The sequence below is a fragment of the Paenibacillus sp. FSL R7-0198 genome (assembly GCF_038000415.1).
GTDB lineage: Bacteria > Bacillota > Bacilli > Paenibacillales > Paenibacillaceae > Paenibacillus.
The window spans coordinates 6,487,631-6,503,728 of sequence record NZ_JBBOCB010000001.1 but is presented as its reverse complement, the minus strand read 5'-3'; the positions used below and the strand labels follow the sequence as shown (position 1 = coordinate 6,503,728).

Here is a 16,098-nt window from a genome sequence, read left to right as displayed (position 1 = left end):
CCATTTGATGTCACATCCTGTGGATACTCTCTTTTATTTGTACAGACTCTGCTTCAGCATTTTGCCTCATTCAATTTTAAGCATAATGACTAATTATGAATATATTCGGTTGTACATCCAGCCCACAATGCCTACCGTAACCACTGTTGCCCCAATAATAAATGCATAATAGCCAATCTTACTTTTGGACTCCGAAGTCTGATGGTCATAATAATCCGAGTTACGTCGGTAAAACCCCATCCATAACTCTCCGATCATATTCACAACAACCAATACAAAACGTTTAACAAGCCCCATTGTATTCGCGTCTCCTCTCTCTAATCAACCTTCTTCCATATTAAGTATAATTATCCCAATTCATTAAAACAACCTACTCATATTACCTTCGGTGCAGTTTCTTGCTCCAACCAGGTTAGAATATCAAATGCTTCCTGATCGGTGCTACCACACATCTCTTCCTCAGCTTGCAATCCACTGCATACCGCAGGACGATCTTTTTGGCCAAAAATTCCGCAGCGATTATCATCGGTAAGCTGCACACACCGTACACCTGCCGGCTTGCCATGAGCCATGCCCGGTATCGGTGATGATATGGAAATCGCGATACAACATGCGGCACAGCCTGTCCTGCATTCCATACGTATACCCTCCTAATTTCAATACACTTACAATACATGTTCAAAAAGATCGGTTTTCAGTACCAAGAAGATGGGCTGAATTCCATATTCGATGCTGATGATGCCATTAGGCATCCTTCGTAATCAAAAGCGGACTTTTTGAACTACCTCTTATTTATGAACGATTTATCCAGGTCCAGGTTCGAGCAAGCCCCTGAGCAATTCTCCGATTCATACTTCGATTGGAAAAATACCCCCCATGACTTAGCGGATTCCAACTCATAGCCACGCCGCCAGAGTTCACTTCAATGTCTTCTTTGACCGCTTTCTCATAAGCAGGATCAATGGGGCGTAACGGATAACCCAGAATATCATCCCGATCGTAGAAGTTCACCCATTCCCCTTCCAGCCCGGCATAATACTGATTCACATGGGAAGAGGGCACCTGAATTGGGCAACTAAAGTCATGGTAACGCAAACTCCATAAGGGCAGGGTTGTACCAAACGAGTAAAAATTGGTCAGGGTGTCACCCCGCTCCAGAGCCGAGTTCACATCCACAACTTCAGGAACACGACTGGACGGATATTGCAGATCGTAGAAGAAGTTACTAGCGATTACGGCACCCAAACTATGGGCAACCACACAGAGCGGAGCTTCCGGTCCATTACGCTGTGCAAGGGTATGCAGCGCCTGATTCAACGTTCGATGTACGGCATCATAGTTATGGCCTTGATTTTCCACCGGTTGATAAGCAACCGCATCAGCCAGGTAATGGATAACAAATCGGCGCAACGCCTGAAAGTTCAATCCCGGAGAGCTGACGAGTTGTTGAAAGAGTGCCTCCTCCCGCTCCTCAAATACATCCGCCCAATATACAGGTTCGATATCCAGCATCTGTTTGGAGGCTCCAGGCAAGACCATTACCTTGTCCAATTCCTTATGCAAACAAGCAATCAGCTTGTCCGCATACCCTTCCTTCCGCATACCCAGCCCATGAATGACCATCACCGCAATACGTGTCATGGCTCTCCTCCTCATCGATTGACTAGGATCTCTTTCTCCACCATATGAACGCCACGACTCGAACATGCCTGAAGCTTGCTTTGTCAGAAAAACCTTTCCAACCACCATTATTTTAAAAATGTGATTCTTCCATTTTATATACAGTTTACCATGATCGTCATGAAAATAACGATCATACAACAAAAAGGAGCTGCACATCACGCAGCCCCTTCTTGTTGTTGTATTCAATTAACCTTTCAGATGAACCTTCAGCACACCATTTTGATTAGATGTAACATCACCTGTGGTGACTTCCACCCGTTCAACCATATCCTGACCATCTGGAATGATAATCGGTGTAATCAGCGGGTATCCCGCATCTTCAATTACCTTACGATCAAACTCCAACAGCTTTTGTCCAGCCTTTACATGCTCGCCAGCTTCGACATGCATGTTGAAGCCTTCACCTTTGAGAGATACCGTATTGATCCCGACATGGATCAGAACCTGTAATCCACTCGCGTGTTCAAGAATCACAGCATGTTTACTCTTGATTACATGAGCGACTTGAGCATCAAACGGGGCAACAACAACGTTGCCGGAAGGTTCAATCGCTACACCCTCACCCATCTGTTTCTCGGCAAAAGCCGGATCAGGTACTTGCTCCAGCGATACGGCCTGGCCTGTTAATGGCGCCATGATTTCCAGTGTATTCACGGCTTCGTCCCCTACTTGAGCTGCACTACGTGTGCGCTGGTTTGGATCTGTTTTTGCAGTTGAAGAAGTAACACCTGAAGCAGACTGCGATGTAGACGCTTTAGGCTCATTAACGGTTTCATTGCTTGCACTACGATCTTCTTTTCTCAGTTTGGCTCTGCCAAAAAGGACAGTCAGTACAAATGGTACAACCAGGACAATCGCCATGCCGATGAAGAAGACACCCCACTTGTTAGGGAAAATCGAAAGGAATCCCGGTACGCCACCTACACCGATGGAGGTTGCCTGAACATTATTCATCGTCAGCAACACACCACCAATCGCGGAACCGACCATACCAAAGATAAACGGATAACGGTAACGGATATTCACTCCGAAGATCGCCGGCTCGGTTACCCCGAGGAAGGCCGACACCGAGGACGTTGCTGCAAGTCCTCTCATTTTCTTCTCACGCAAGACAAGCATCATCGCAAGTGCCGCCGAACCTTGTGCAATATTGGACAATGCCAGCATCGGCCACAGGAACGTACCGCCCTGACTACCAATGAGCTGAACATCCACCGCGAGGAACGTGTGATGCATACCGGTGATAACAAGCAAAGCGTACAGACCACCGTAGATCAGACCGCCAAGCGCCGCGTAGGAATCGTATACATAGATCAAGCCAGATGTAATTGCATTTGCAATAGCAAATGTAACCGGTCCAATAATCGTAAATGCCAGGAAGCCGGTAATCAGCAACGTAACTGGTGCAACAACCAGCAGTTTAATTGAATCATGCACTCTTTTGTTCAGGAAAATTTCCATCTTCGCAAGCAGATAGGCCGATACCAGTACTGGCAGAACCTGCCCTTGATAACCGATCTTCTCAATCTCCCAACCAAACAGATTCCATGTTGGCACCGTGCCATTATTCACAGCATCAGCGTAACCATATGCACTCAGCAGATCGGGATGTACCAGAATGAGACCAAGCACGATCCCGAGCAGCGGACTGCCGCCGAACCTTTTTACAGCTGCCCAACCAATTAGAGCCGGCAGGAACGTGAAGGCTGTACTTGCGATTGTATTAATAATGGACGCAAGATCCTTCCAGGCTGGATAGACATCCACCAGTGATTTTCCATCAAAGAAAATGCCTGGACCTGTCAGAATATTGTTAATCCCGAGCAATAGACCTGCCGTAATGATTGCAGGCAAGATTGGAATGAAAATATCCGAGAGTGTTTTAATCGCTCGCTGGATTGGGTTTTGCTTTTTACCAGCAACCGCCTTCACATCATCCTTGGAAGACCGATCTCCCCCGGTAATCTGAATCATCTCATCATAGACTTTATCTACCAGACCAGGCCCAATAACGACCTGGAATTGTCCTTGGGAAGAGAACTGTCCTTTAACCAGATCATTCTGATCCAGACTTTCAGTATCCACTTTACTCTCATCGTACAAGGCAAACCGGAGTCGTGTAACACAGTGTGTTGCAGCTTCAATATTCTCTTTGCCACCAACTGCCCGGACGATCTCCTCAACCTGTTTTTTATCGATTGCCATAGTGTCACTTCCTATTTATAAAATGTGATTAGTCCTGTTGTGGTACAAGCCACATATAGGATGCATACGGACTGAGAGAGATTTCCTGCGTCAGCGCAAGGGCTGCCTCCGTATTTCCTATGAGTAACTCTGCTGATTTGCCTGCAATGTGATCATTCCAGACTGCCTCCGGAAGCGAGAACGTGACGTCTCGTTTACTAAAGTTGGATACAACAATCAGAGTTTCATTTCCATTGGTCCGTGCGTACGCGAATACATCCGGGTGTGCATCGTCTAGGCGTTCATACAGACCGTTGATCAGCACGTTAACCTTTTTACGCAGGGCAATCAATTTGCGGTAATGGTAGTAGATTGAATCCGGATCAGCCAGTTGCTGTTCCACGTGAATGGACGGATACCTTTCATCTACTTTCAGCCAAGGTGTTCCGGTAGTAAATCCGGCGTTCTTACTGCCATCCCACTGCATCGGTGTGCGGGAGTTGTCCCGGGAACGCTCTTTTACGATGTTGAAAGCTTCTTCAGCGGATTTGCCTCGTTCTTCCTGAAGCAGGCGGTACATGTTCGTTGATTCGATATCGCGGAACTCACTAACGTCATTCCAGACTGGATTCGGCATTCCAATCTCTTCACCCTGGTAGACATAAGGTGTACCTTGCATTCCGTGTATCGTTGTTGCAAGCATCTTGGCACTCTCGGCACGATAATCACCATCATCGGCGAATCGGGATAGTGCCCGCGGCTGATCATGGTTATTAAGGAACAGCGCGTTCCAACCTCCACCGGCCTGCATGCCTGTCTGCCACTCACTGAAGAGCTGCTTCATCGCTTCGAAATCATACGGCATCAGTTCCCATTTCTGACCATTCGGATAATCCACTTTCAGGTGGTGGAAGTTAAACGTCATCGAAAACTCCCGGGAAGCCGGGTTCGAATATTGGATGCAATGTTCCAGTGTTGTAGAGGACATTTCCCCTACTGTCACCATGTTGTGAGGCCCGAATACTTCATCGTACATCTCGGTGATGTACTCATGGACACGCGGTCCATCCGTGTAATATTTACGCCCATCACCCGGTGACACGCTGCCATCATCATTAGGGAAACGCTGGTCTTTGGAGATCAGGTTGATCACGTCCATACGGAAACCATCTACACCTTTTTCGGCCCAGAACTTGATCATATCCCGCACAGCTTTGCGTACTTCTTCATTCTCCCAATTCAGATCTGCCTGCGTTTTATCAAATAAAGTCAAGAAATATTGTCCCGTCTGTTCATCGTACTGCCATGCAGGCCCACCGAACTTGGATTGCCAGTTGTTCGGCACACCGCCGTCCGGAGCAGGATCTTTCCAAATATAATAATCCCGGTACGGATTATCCTTGGAAGAACGGGATTGCTGGAACCACTCATGATCTGTCGAGGAGTGATTCACTACGATATCAATCATCAGTTTCATATCACGAGCCTTCAGACCTTTCAGCAGTTCGTCAAAATCCTCCATCGTCCCATAATCCGGATTAATGCGGTAATAGTCCGCTACGTCATATCCATTATCATGCTGTGGGGATACATATACCGGCTGCAACCATACAATATCGATACCCAGATGCTGCAAATAATCAAGCTTCTCGGTTAATCCACGAATATCTCCCGTACCCGATCCGGTTGTATCATTAAAACTCTTCGGATATACCTGATACACCGTTGATGTCTTCCACCAAGATGACGGAGTTGTGTTATTAGAACTCATGTTAACGCCTCCAATAAATTGTAATGCTCTTATGTGATGTTCTCGGTTAACTTCATATCTATATTACATAAGTAAACATGTATATACAAGTTGAAACTATAATATGTATATTCTTCGCCTCTTCTACACATTCCCCATAAATCTTTCCTCTGTAACATTTATTTTGGAACCTGCGTTCGTAAACTCCATGATATCTGTATTGGGACAACAAGAAACCGTCTGTTCTTCCCACGATTGGGTGGGCAACAGACGGTCTACTTGGTTGAACTTTTTAAAAACGCCTCTTATGACATCTCGGGTGAAACTACGGCTTTTCCCTGTTTTTCCTGCATGTTTAACTTCAATAAAGATAGTGCAGCCTGTTCTTCCCTTTCCAGTTCAGCAGCACTGATCTCACCAGAGAGTACGGCACGCATTCGCTTCTGATCCAGCAGACCTTCCCATTTTGCAACCACAAATGCTGCAACACAGTTGCCCATCAGGTTTGTGAAGACACGCATTGTATCCATGAATCGATCTGCACCAAGCAGCAGAGCAACCGCTGCTACCGGAAAAGCATTGACGGCCACTGCCGTTGCGGACAGGGCCAGAAATGCGGAGCCAGGTACTCCTGCCATGCCTTTGGAACTTAACATCAACACCAGTAAAATTGTAATCTGCTGCATCAATGTCAGTTCAATCCCTACGGCCTGAGCAACAAAAACCGTTGCCAAGGATAAATAGATCGAAGCGCCATCCAGATTAAACGAGTACCCCGTCGGCACTACAAGACCCACAACCGCACGATCACAACCCGCCTTGGTTAGTTTGTCCATCATGCGCGGCATCACCACTTCTGATGATCCGGTTCCAATCGCCAGCATCACTTCAGAACGGGTATACTTCACAAATTGCAGGAAATTCAGCCCGGTAATCCACCAGGCAGCCAGTGCCAGCATGACCAGAAACAGCAGCGCTGCGCCGTAACAGGCCAGAATTAACAGACCAAAGGACGATAATGTGGAAGCCCCATAGGCACCTACCGTGTAAGCCATGGCTCCAAATGCACCAATTGGCGCGAGTTTCATGATATAACCGATGATGCGGAACACAATGCTGAGCAAGTTCTCAATCAGCGTCAGTACATTCTCTTTTGCCTTGCTCTCTGTTGCTGCCAGAGCAACCCCGAACAAGCATGCCACGAGCAGTACTTGCAGAAGTGCATTTTGTGCAAAGGCATCTACAACACTTGTCGGAATAATATTCATAATAAAGTCTACCGTATGTGGTAACTCGGAACCATTGGTTTTCGCTTCAATGCCGCTTGCATCTATGGTTGAAGGGTCCACGTTCATTCCGGCACCGGGGCGAAGCAGATTGGCTGTTCCCAATCCAAGTACCAGCGCCACTGTAGTTGCAATCTCGAACCACACGATAGCTTTCAGTCCAATGCGACCTACCGACTTCAGATCACCGATCTTCGCAATGCCTGTCACAATGACCATGAAAATCAGTGGTGCGATGATCATCTTGATCAATTTGATGAAACCTGTTCCGAGCGGTTGCAGCAAGCTACCCAGATCCGGCCACAGGATGCCTACACCAATCCCGATGATTACCGCTACAATAATTTGAAAAAATAATGATTTCATAAATGACATGAACGCTCCCCCTGTTTGCGGTCAATTCGGATTTCCGTTTGGTTTCCGTGTAACTTTTTATATCATTCTAAACGGGAGTTCAACAATGGAATTTCAATGTTTTTGTCATTTGTACCAACTCTATTGGTGAAAATTGAACCTGAAACCGAAAAAAGACGAATACCACGTCAGTTATCTTGACGTGATATTCGTCTTTATCCATCAATCCATTTATTATTGAACAGGGGTTAAATGTGCATCACAGGGTAATAGATTCTCCCGGGGCCAGCACACGGCCTTCCAACCCTTTTGCAGCCAGTTGTTGCACGAAGTGTTCCGCATCCTGACGAATCACCGGGAATGTATCATAATGAACCGGAATCGTCAGTTTGGCATTAAACCATTCCGCCGCTTGTAGCGCATCCTCAGGTCCCATGGTGAAATGTCCACCGATCGGCAAGAAAGCTACATCAATATCATGGCGATCACCGATCATTTTCATATCCCCGAAGAGACTTGTGTCTCCGGCATGCAAAATCGTTTTACCACCAATATTAATGATATATCCAGCAGGCAAACCTGCATACATGATCCGTTGTTCTTCTTCGAGCACAATCCCGGAAGTATGGAACGCCTGAATCATTTTAGCTTGAGCAAAGCCAAGATCTACCGTGCCGCCCATGTTCATGCCGAGTGTATCCAGACCTTTCCAGGACATATATGTAGCCAATTCCACAATAGCCACAACTTTGGCGTTATTCGCTTTGGCAATAGGCTCAGCATCGAGGATGTGATCCATATGTGCATGTGTCAGCAACACAACATCGGTCTTAATATCTTCAGGCTTTGTGACGGCAAGCTCGTTGCCACGCAGGAAGGGATCAATGATCAGAGACTTTTCTTCTGTGCCCAGCTGTACACTGGAGTGACCGTGGAACGTAATATTCAACAACTTGGATTCCTCCCGACATATGTTTTGATTATTTTGAAACCACTATTTATTATAAATCATAGCTCTTCACCAACGCAAAATTACGCTAGCCTCCGTGTCACCGCTGCTTACGATATACCCTTGCCTCATACGGCTGAAGCTGAATGGCACCTTCATCGGTAGAATAACGTCTGCTTACGTTGCTGATGATCAGCTTGGCATGCTTGGAATCCCAGCCTTCCGGCCAGTGCATCTCAGGTTCATGACCACGGAAATTCAGAATGACCAGCATCTGCTCATCTTCCAGCGTTCTGGTATAGGCATAGATATCCGGATCATCCGGCAGTAACAGCTCATATGCGCCATAGATAAGCACTTTATGTTGTTTGCGAAGCGCAATTAACTTACGGTAATAATGCAAAATGGATTGCGGATCACTTTCGGCATCAGCCACATTAATCTCAGGATAATTATCATTCACCTGAATCCACGGCTGACCCTGGGTAAACCCTGCGTGTTCCGTCTCATCCCATTGCATCGGCGTGCGGGCATTATCGCGGCTCTTCAGCCAGATCGCCTGCATGACTTCATGCTTCGACTTACCTTGACCAATGTAATGATTGTAATAATTTTTGGTCTCAATGTCCCGGTATTGTTCGATATCCTGAAAAGCGACATTGGTCATGCCGATCTCTTCTCCTTGATAGATGTAGGGGGTCCCTTCGAGTGTAAGCATCCATGTCGCCAGCATTTGAGCAGAACGCACCCGATATTTACCGTCATCACCAAAACGGGAAACCGGACGTGGCTGATCATGGTTGCCCATATAATTGGCGTTCCAGCCTCTACCATGTAAAACTGTTTGCCACCGGCTCATGATTTCTTTGAGATCTGTCAATTTCCATTCCTTATAGTTCCATTTACCAATTCCGGAGGATTTGGCATCGATAAACATATGCTCAAACTGGAATACCATATTAAGTTCGTCACGATCCGTCCCCACATAAGCCAAGGCCTGCTCAGGCCCAAGTCCGGAAGTCTCGCCAACCGTCATGGGTCCGTAAGGTTTCAGGATCATGTTATTCAGTTTCTTCAAAATCGAGTGTACCTGTTCCAGGTTGGAAAAGAGCTGATACGCTGGAACCACCGGCAGATTATCCGGATTGTGGGCACTTGGCAGACCCTCTGCCTTGGCGATATGCGCTACTGCATCGAAACGGAATCCGTCGACCCCTTTTTCCAGCCACCAATGCACCATCTCATACATCTCTTCTGCCATCTGTGCATTGTTCCAGTTGAGATCCGGTTGCTGTTCCGAATACAGATGCAGATAATACTCATTTGTCTCGGGATCATGCTTCCACACCGAACCTCCAAAATAGGACTCCCAGTTATTCGGCACCTGACCATTTTTGCCTGAACGCCAAATATAATAATCCCGTTTCGGATTTATCTTTGATGAACGCGATTCAGCAAACCACGCATGTTCATCCGACGTATGATTCAGTACCAGGTCCATCATGATCTTGAGACCACGCTTGTGTGCCTCTGCCAATAATCGATCAAAATCCTCCATCGTGCCATACTTGCGCAGAATGGCATAATAATCACGAATATCATATCCGTTATCATGTCCTGGTGAATCGTAGATGGGACAGAGCCAGATCACATCCACGCCCAAATGCTCTAAATAATCGAGCTTCTCACAGATCCCCTGCAAGTCGCCATATCCATCTCCATCCGAATCCTTGAAGCTGTTCGGGTAAATCTGGTATACCACACTCTCTTTCCACCAGACGATATCGCCCACCTCGCTCTCATCATTGTCTACTATATAAATTGAACTTAAGAATATTTACACTGGACACTCCGATGACAGAACAACCTTCCGATCGCTGTTATCCCCTGATTTTATGAATTCCCCTTATAAGGGGAAAATCCGGTGATAAAGGCGAACGCTCTCGCTTCTTCAGGTTTTTTCTGTCCTCTCCGTTTTGTGTAAACGTTTAGTTCATTTCTGCTCACGATATAAATAAGCCGTTAATATGTTTTATCCGAAATGATTCCCTTGTAAACATTTGAAAGGTATCTTATGCAAAAAGACCCGGTCATGGACCGCGATCTGCGGTTCAATTCCGAGTCCTTTTTTGTGAATATAAGATTAACTTAAATCCGGCGTATCCGATCCAGGCACCGATCGTGTTCAGAATAATGTCATCCACATCAAACGAACCTACACGTGTAATCAATTGTGTGACTTCAACACCAAGCAGAAGCAAAACCACTGTGGATGTAAAAGTCAGGAACAAACGGCACCTTCGAAACAACCACGGAATCCAGATGCCTAGTGGAATGAACAATACAATATTGCCGAACAAATTCTTGACCCAGGCATCTGTATGGTACCTCTCCCTCTCCAATAGAAGTGGCCGAATGGTCTCAAAGGGGACCAGATTATATTGATAATGCATGCCTGGCGTTCGTCCACTGACAAACAGTAAATTGCCCATAATGAGTATGTATAGCACTGCCATGCAAGCAACAATGGTCAGCATCCACTTGGAGTGGAGCCACGACTTTTCGCTCATTCATCCCGTCCTCCGACCTTGATTTCCGCAAAGCGGTAAGGTCTATTTTATCGGGATATAGATCTTCATGTCCAGTTGTTCAGGGGGCGATTTCCAGACATCCGTCACTTCAAAGTCTGGTCCTTCCCTCCGTTCATAGTTGGACTGCGGCAGCCAGCTGCCATAGATCATTTTACGAATATCCTGCCCGGAGCCTTCCACGGTGAACTCTGCATACAAGCCGCCCGGAATTTCAATCGAAGTAAAACCGGGTTCAAGTGCCTGTGATGCTCCACTGCTTTCTTCACCCACAATAAAAGAAAATGCTCCATCCTCTTCAAAATGACAGGCCACACCGTAAGCCATATCAGGGCGTGTCCTCTCCGGGATCGCCATGAATCTCTGTTCCATGCCAAAATCATGATAAAATCCAGGTATTTCAGCATAATGCTGATTGTCATTCAGGTTGGTCTTATATTCATAACCGATAATCCCGTTCGGTGCCAATGTGACCAGACGGGGTGTGTTCATGTGGAATGTTCCACCAAGCGAAGTTCGATAATCATTAAAATCAATGCTCTGTTGCATCTTCAGAAGAGACAACTGATCCGTTTCCAGCTTACGCAGCTTCGCGGGTGTCATTCCAAAGTGGGCTGAAAATGCACGGGTAAATGCCTCCTGGGATTGATAGCCAAAGCTCATCGCAACGTCCAATATGCCTTCCGATGTGCCTCGCAGCATCGCAGCAGCCTCCGTTAATCTGCGTCTGCGCACGTATTCCAGTACCGTGAATCCCGTGATCGCCTGGAATAAACGCTGAAAATGAAACGCCGAAAAGCTCGCAGCAGCGGACGTCTCTCTGATATTAAAATCATCTTGCAAATGCTGCTCCAAATACTCAATAGCAAGCTGAATTCGTGTGTAATGATCCATAGTGAAGGCTCCCCTATCTAATTCAAAATATCAAACGATTTCTTATGTAGTATGACTGAGATCCAGATCTTTTTTTTGATTTTGTGTGCGAACTTGTATGATGAAAAATACGCGAGTTTCACTTATCTTCAAGTTGAATGACACTATGATACAATGTATGTCAAAATCCCCTTGTTCTACAAGGAGATACTCTCTACTCTGGTTGATTTACCAGCAGAGATGTCTCTTGTGAACAAGGGGACTTGTTAGTCTAACAATCTATTCTTAACCTTTCCAGTTCCCGGACACGGGATGAATACCCCAGATATCTGTCGCATACTCACTAATGGTACGATCACTGGAGAATATGCCGGAATGAGCCGTGTTCAATATCGCTTTCCGAGTCCAGCCCGGAATATCCCGATACGCCTGGTCAATGGCAGCATGCGCATCTGCATAAGCAGCAAAATCACGCAATACAAAGTATTCGTCACCATGGGCCAGCAAGGAGTCATAAATATCCCAGAACTCCCCGTCACGATAACAGAATGCACCTGGATGTACTAATTGCTCCACAACCTCGCGAATACGTTCATCATGCTGCACAATCTCATTCGGACGATAGCTTCCAGAACGATAATATTCAAGCACTTCATCTGCACGCAGACCATAAATGAACATATTTTCTTCTCCGACCTGCTCCGCCATCTCCACGTTGGCTCCATCCATCGTGCCAATCGTTAAAGCACCGTTCATCATAAATTTCATGTTGCCCGTACCGGAAGCTTCCTTGCCTGCGGTTGAAATCTGCTCACTAACATCCGCAGCGGGAATGATCTTCTCTGCAAGAGAGACGGAATAGTTCTCGAGGAAAAATACCTTCAAGCGGTCATTCACGGCCGCATCCCTATTCACTGTGTCAGCCACGGTGTTGATCAGCTTAATAATTTTCTTGGCAAAATAATAACTCGGCGCTGCCTTGGCACCAAAGATGAAGGTACGTGGCACCATATCAAACGAAGCATCATTCTTAAGCCGGTTATACAGATGCATAACATGCAGAATGTTCAACAGTTGACGTTTATACCCGTGCAGCCTCTTCACCTGTACATCAAAGATGGAATCCGGATTCACTGCTGTCCCTGTATGATCCAGAATATACGCAGCAAGCCGCTCTTTGTTGTGCCGCTTAATTGAACGGAACTGCTCTTGGAATGATGTATTATCCGCAAAGCCTGCAAGTTGGTCCAGCTTGCCCGGCTCTGTTATCCATTCGTTACCGATTGTATCCGTAATCAGATCCGACAGTTTCGGATTGGCATGCATCAGCCACCGGCGATGGGTAATCCCATTGGTTTTGTTATTGAAACGCTCTGGATACAGCGCATAGAACGGAGCCATCTCGCGCTCTTTCAAAATCTCGGTATGCAATGCAGCCACACCATTCACGCTATGACTGCCTACAATCGCCAGATGCGCCATCCGTACCTGATCGTTCGCAACAATTGCCAGATGCCCTATGCGATCCTGATCTCCCGGATACCGATCCAGCAGCATGCCACAGAAGCGTTTGTTGATCTCTTCAATGATCATGTAGATCCGTGGCAGCAGCTTGCTGATCATGGATACAGGCCATTTTTCAAGCGCCTCACTAAGCGTTGTATGATTGGTATACGATACAGTGCGAGTCGTGATATCCCACGCTTCATCCCAGCCATAACCCTTCACATCAATCAGGATGCGCATCAGTTCTGGAATAACCAAGGTTGGATGCGTGTCATTAATATGGAAGGCCACTTTATCAGGCAAACGATCATACGGTAGCTCCAGCTTGTTGAACGTACGCAAGGCGCTCTGTACACCTGCTGAACACATGAAGTATTGCTGCTTCAATCGCAGCAGCTTTCCTTCGTACTGGGAATCATCCGGGTACAGGAATTCCGAGATCGATTCTACCGAACGGCTATAATCCAGATAGCCATAGTAGTTCGAAGGGGTGTCGAGTGAAGTCTCGCGCTTTGGCTCGGCACTCCATAGACGCAATGTATTCACATGAGTTTGACCATAACCGATGACAGGCACGTCATAGGGAATGGCAACAACCGATTCGGCATCTTTTGTAACAAACTGATAATGTCCATCCTGCTCGTGAGCTTCTACCCGGCCCCAGAACTGGACTTCCACTTTTTTGTCTGGACGGCGGACTTCCCATTCATTGCCCTTATCCAGCCAATTGTCGGGTAACTCCACCTGATTGCCGTTGATGATTTTTTGCTCAAACAACCCGTATTTATAGCGAATGCCGCAACCATGTCCTGCATATCGGAGTGATGCGAGTGAATCCAGGAAACAGGCAGCAAGTCGTCCCAGACCTCCGTTACCAAGTCCTGCATCCGCCTCCTGTTCTTCTACCTCTTCCAAAGAGAAACCCAGTTCAGCCAGACTATCACGGACCAATTCCAATTCATTCACATTCAGCAGATTGTTGCCGAGCAGACGTCCAATCAGGAATTCCAGCGAGAAGTAATAGACTTGTTTATCCTGGCGCTGCTTAAACCCCTGATTCGACGCTGCCCAATCCTGTCCTGCATATTCACGGATCATGCTTCCCAGCACGTGGTATACGTCTTCCTGTGTTGCTTCTTCAATCGGTTTGCCCAATTTGCTGACCAGATTCCGTGTAAAGATACTCTTGAACGTTTCTTTGTTGTCAAACAAAAGTAGGTTCCTCCCGGGGAAATCCTGTAGGATGGTGGCGGTTCATACAAATTTTGCGCGTGAGTGTCAAAGTTATAAATGCTACACTTTCGACTGAAAGCCCGTTCCGGGGACGAATCGTTCTTATGATCGCTGTTGTCTCCAAAATTCTCGATTAGCCTATATTCATTGAACTAAATCATATTTACACTGGCCACTTCGATGACAGAATAACCTTCCGATCGCTGTTATCCCCAGATTTTTTTGATTCCTTTTTAAAATGGGAAAATCCGGGGATAAAGGCGAGCGCTACGCTTCTTCAGGTCATTTCTGTCCTCTCCGTTTTGTGTAAATGTTTAAGTTGAATTTATATAATCAAGGGTAAAATTTGAAGCCAGCATATGCTTTCGAAGCAGCTTTCTTGCAGAAAGCTTTTAGGCGAACGCTACGCTTCAGAATCGATTTCGTCCCCTCCACTACGTTTGCACGTATGAAAAGCTCTAGCAGTAGTACCCGATGCGTCGAAAGTGTATGAATCTTAAATCCATCCTACAGGATTTTTATTTTATATATATTTATAGAAGATATCGGTTACGTGTGGGGATTAGATAATAGTGCTTTTTGCTAAAATGTATGGATTCGACGGGGCACCGATCAGCGTCTGTCCTCCGGTCAGCTTCACGTCTTTATCGAGAATGACGTTCTCAAGTACGGTACCCTCACCAATGTAACATTTCTGCATGATGATGGAACCTTTTATTTTGGCACCCTTGGCCACCTGTACACCACGGAACAGAATGCTGTCCTCCACCTCTCCCCCTACGATGCAGCCATTCGCGAGAAGTGAATGTTTAACATCGGCGGTATCCAGGTATTTGGCAGGCGCTTCGTATTTAATTTTCGTCTGGATCGGATCTTCCTTGAACAGTTGTTCATATTGCCCTGTGTTCAGCAGATCCATACTGTTGCGATAATAACTGTCAATGGAATTGATGACTGCGTGATAGCCATCATATGCATACGCAGCGATATTCAATCCATCCGGATTTTTTTGAATCACATCCCGGAAGAAATGGCTCTCGCCATGATCAATGCAGCGTTGCACCTGGCGCAGGAACAATTCTTTTTCCATGATGAAAATTTCTGTATATATATTCGGGTGATTAGCGCTTTGGTGAATGTCCACCACGTTACCGTCCCCGTCATGTTCAACTTTGACACAGGCGTCATGCTCAGGTAGCAGCTGATCTACTTTTTTGCAAACCAGTGTAACGTCCGCTCCTTTACTGATGTGATACCTGTAGACATCCTGGAGGTCTGCTTTGGTCACATGGCGACTGCCTGCATGCACAACATATTGTCCTGCCCCTCTGTGGAAAAAGTCCAAATTGTTGTGGAAATGCTGCAAGTCCCCTTGTGATGTATCTGTTGGATCATTCCAGTCTGGTGGCAAAATAAACATGCCCCCATGCTTGCGATCCAAATCCCAAGGCTTACCATCACCAAGATGGTCCATCAACGAGCGATATTTTCGCCGTACAAATACACCTATACTCTCAATGCCTGCATTCATCATATTGGATAGAACAAAATCGATCAGACGGTAACGCCCGGCATAAGGCACCGCGGCTCCGCAGCGAAAATACGTCAATTCCTTCAATTCTTCAAGTTCATGGTCAAGGTTAATAACTCCGATCAATTGTTTCATCGCATGCACCGTCCTTTTAACTTCAA

Annotated in this window: 12 protein-coding genes; all 12 read right to left on the bottom strand. The window is 46.3% G+C overall.

Features of this window, described 5'->3' with window-relative positions; translation table 11 throughout:
• Nucleotides 1-93: 93 nt before the first annotated feature.
• The 12 genes from MKY87_RS28710 to glgD all read right to left on the bottom strand — a co-directional run bounded on the left by MKY87_RS28710 (nt 94) and on the right by glgD (nt 16,072).
• Nucleotides 94-297: a hypothetical protein gene (locus MKY87_RS28710; RefSeq protein ID WP_017688872.1), complete on the bottom strand. Its 204-nt coding sequence runs from the start codon at nt 295-297 to the stop codon at nt 94-96.
• Nucleotides 298-374: 77 nt separating this feature from the next.
• Nucleotides 375-638: a YkgJ family cysteine cluster protein gene (locus MKY87_RS28705; protein WP_017688873.1), complete on the bottom strand. Its 264-nt coding sequence runs from the start codon at nt 636-638 to the stop codon at nt 375-377.
• Between the two features lie 154 nt (nt 639-792).
• Entirely contained in the window at nt 793-1,641 is an 849-nt protein-coding gene (locus MKY87_RS28700) for a chemotaxis protein (protein ID WP_340967198.1), read from the bottom strand.
• Nucleotides 1,642-1,869: 228 nt separating this feature from the next.
• Nucleotides 1,870-3,888: a PTS system trehalose-specific EIIBC component gene (gene treP / locus MKY87_RS28695; protein WP_340967197.1), complete on the bottom strand. Its 2,019-nt coding sequence runs from the start codon at nt 3,886-3,888 to the stop codon at nt 1,870-1,872.
• A gap of 28 nt (nt 3,889-3,916) precedes the next feature.
• Entirely contained in the window at nt 3,917-5,638 is a 1,722-nt protein-coding gene (gene treC / locus MKY87_RS28690) for an alpha,alpha-phosphotrehalase (RefSeq protein ID WP_340967195.1), read from the bottom strand.
• 284 nt (nt 5,639-5,922) lie between these two features.
• A complete protein-coding gene (gene dctA / locus MKY87_RS28685) occupies nt 5,923-7,278 on the bottom strand; it encodes a C4-dicarboxylate transporter DctA (RefSeq protein ID WP_133384482.1) in 1,356 nt (451 codons plus the stop codon).
• 238 nt (nt 7,279-7,516) lie between these two features.
• Nucleotides 7,517-8,209, bottom strand: coding sequence for a metal-dependent hydrolase (locus MKY87_RS28680; protein ID WP_133384481.1), 693 nt, complete (start codon nt 8,207-8,209; stop codon nt 7,517-7,519).
• Nucleotides 8,210-8,306: 97 nt separating this feature from the next.
• A complete protein-coding gene (locus MKY87_RS28675) occupies nt 8,307-9,998 on the bottom strand; it encodes a glycoside hydrolase family 13 protein (RefSeq protein WP_340967194.1) in 1,692 nt (563 codons plus the stop codon).
• A 319-nt stretch (nt 9,999-10,317) separates the two neighbouring features.
• Nucleotides 10,318-10,776, bottom strand: coding sequence for a VanZ family protein (locus MKY87_RS28670; RefSeq protein ID WP_340967192.1), 459 nt, complete (start codon nt 10,774-10,776; stop codon nt 10,318-10,320).
• A gap of 42 nt (nt 10,777-10,818) precedes the next feature.
• Nucleotides 10,819-11,688 (bottom strand): effector binding domain-containing protein, encoded by an 870-nt coding sequence (locus MKY87_RS28665; protein WP_340967191.1) that lies wholly within the window; start codon nt 11,686-11,688, stop codon nt 10,819-10,821.
• 264 nt (nt 11,689-11,952) lie between these two features.
• Nucleotides 11,953-14,385 (bottom strand): glycogen/starch/alpha-glucan phosphorylase, encoded by a 2,433-nt coding sequence (locus tag MKY87_RS28660; RefSeq protein WP_340967190.1) that lies wholly within the window; start codon nt 14,383-14,385, stop codon nt 11,953-11,955.
• 583 nt (nt 14,386-14,968) lie between these two features.
• A complete protein-coding gene (gene glgD / locus MKY87_RS28655; RefSeq protein WP_338594175.1) occupies nt 14,969-16,072 on the bottom strand; it encodes a glucose-1-phosphate adenylyltransferase subunit GlgD in 1,104 nt (367 codons plus the stop codon).
• Between the last annotated feature and the right edge of the window lie 26 nt (nt 16,073-16,098).

Coding starts and splice junctions, on each gene's coding strand:
- MKY87_RS28705 (WP_017688873.1), bottom strand. CDS start 638: ATGGAATGCAGGACAGGCTGTGCCGCATGTTGTATCGCGATTTCCATA.
- MKY87_RS28670 (WP_340967192.1), bottom strand. CDS start 10,776: ATGAGCGAAAAGTCGTGGCTCCACTCCAAGTGGATGCTGACCATTGTT.
- MKY87_RS28700 (WP_340967198.1), bottom strand. CDS start 1,641: ATGACACGTATTGCGGTGATGGTCATTCATGGGCTGGGTATGCGGAAG.
- dctA (WP_133384482.1), bottom strand. CDS start 7,278: ATGTCATTTATGAAATCATTATTTTTTCAAATTATTGTAGCGGTAATC.
- treP (WP_340967197.1), bottom strand. CDS start 3,888: ATGGCAATCGATAAAAAACAGGTTGAGGAGATCGTCCGGGCAGTTGGT.
- MKY87_RS28665 (WP_340967191.1), bottom strand. CDS start 11,688: ATGGATCATTACACACGAATTCAGCTTGCTATTGAGTATTTGGAGCAG.
- treC (WP_340967195.1), bottom strand. CDS start 5,638: ATGAGTTCTAATAACACAACTCCGTCATCTTGGTGGAAGACATCAACG.
- MKY87_RS28710 (WP_017688872.1), bottom strand. CDS start 297: ATGGGGCTTGTTAAACGTTTTGTATTGGTTGTTGTGAATATGATCGGA.
- glgD (WP_338594175.1), bottom strand. CDS start 16,072: ATGAAACAATTGATCGGAGTTATTAACCTTGACCATGAACTTGAAGAA.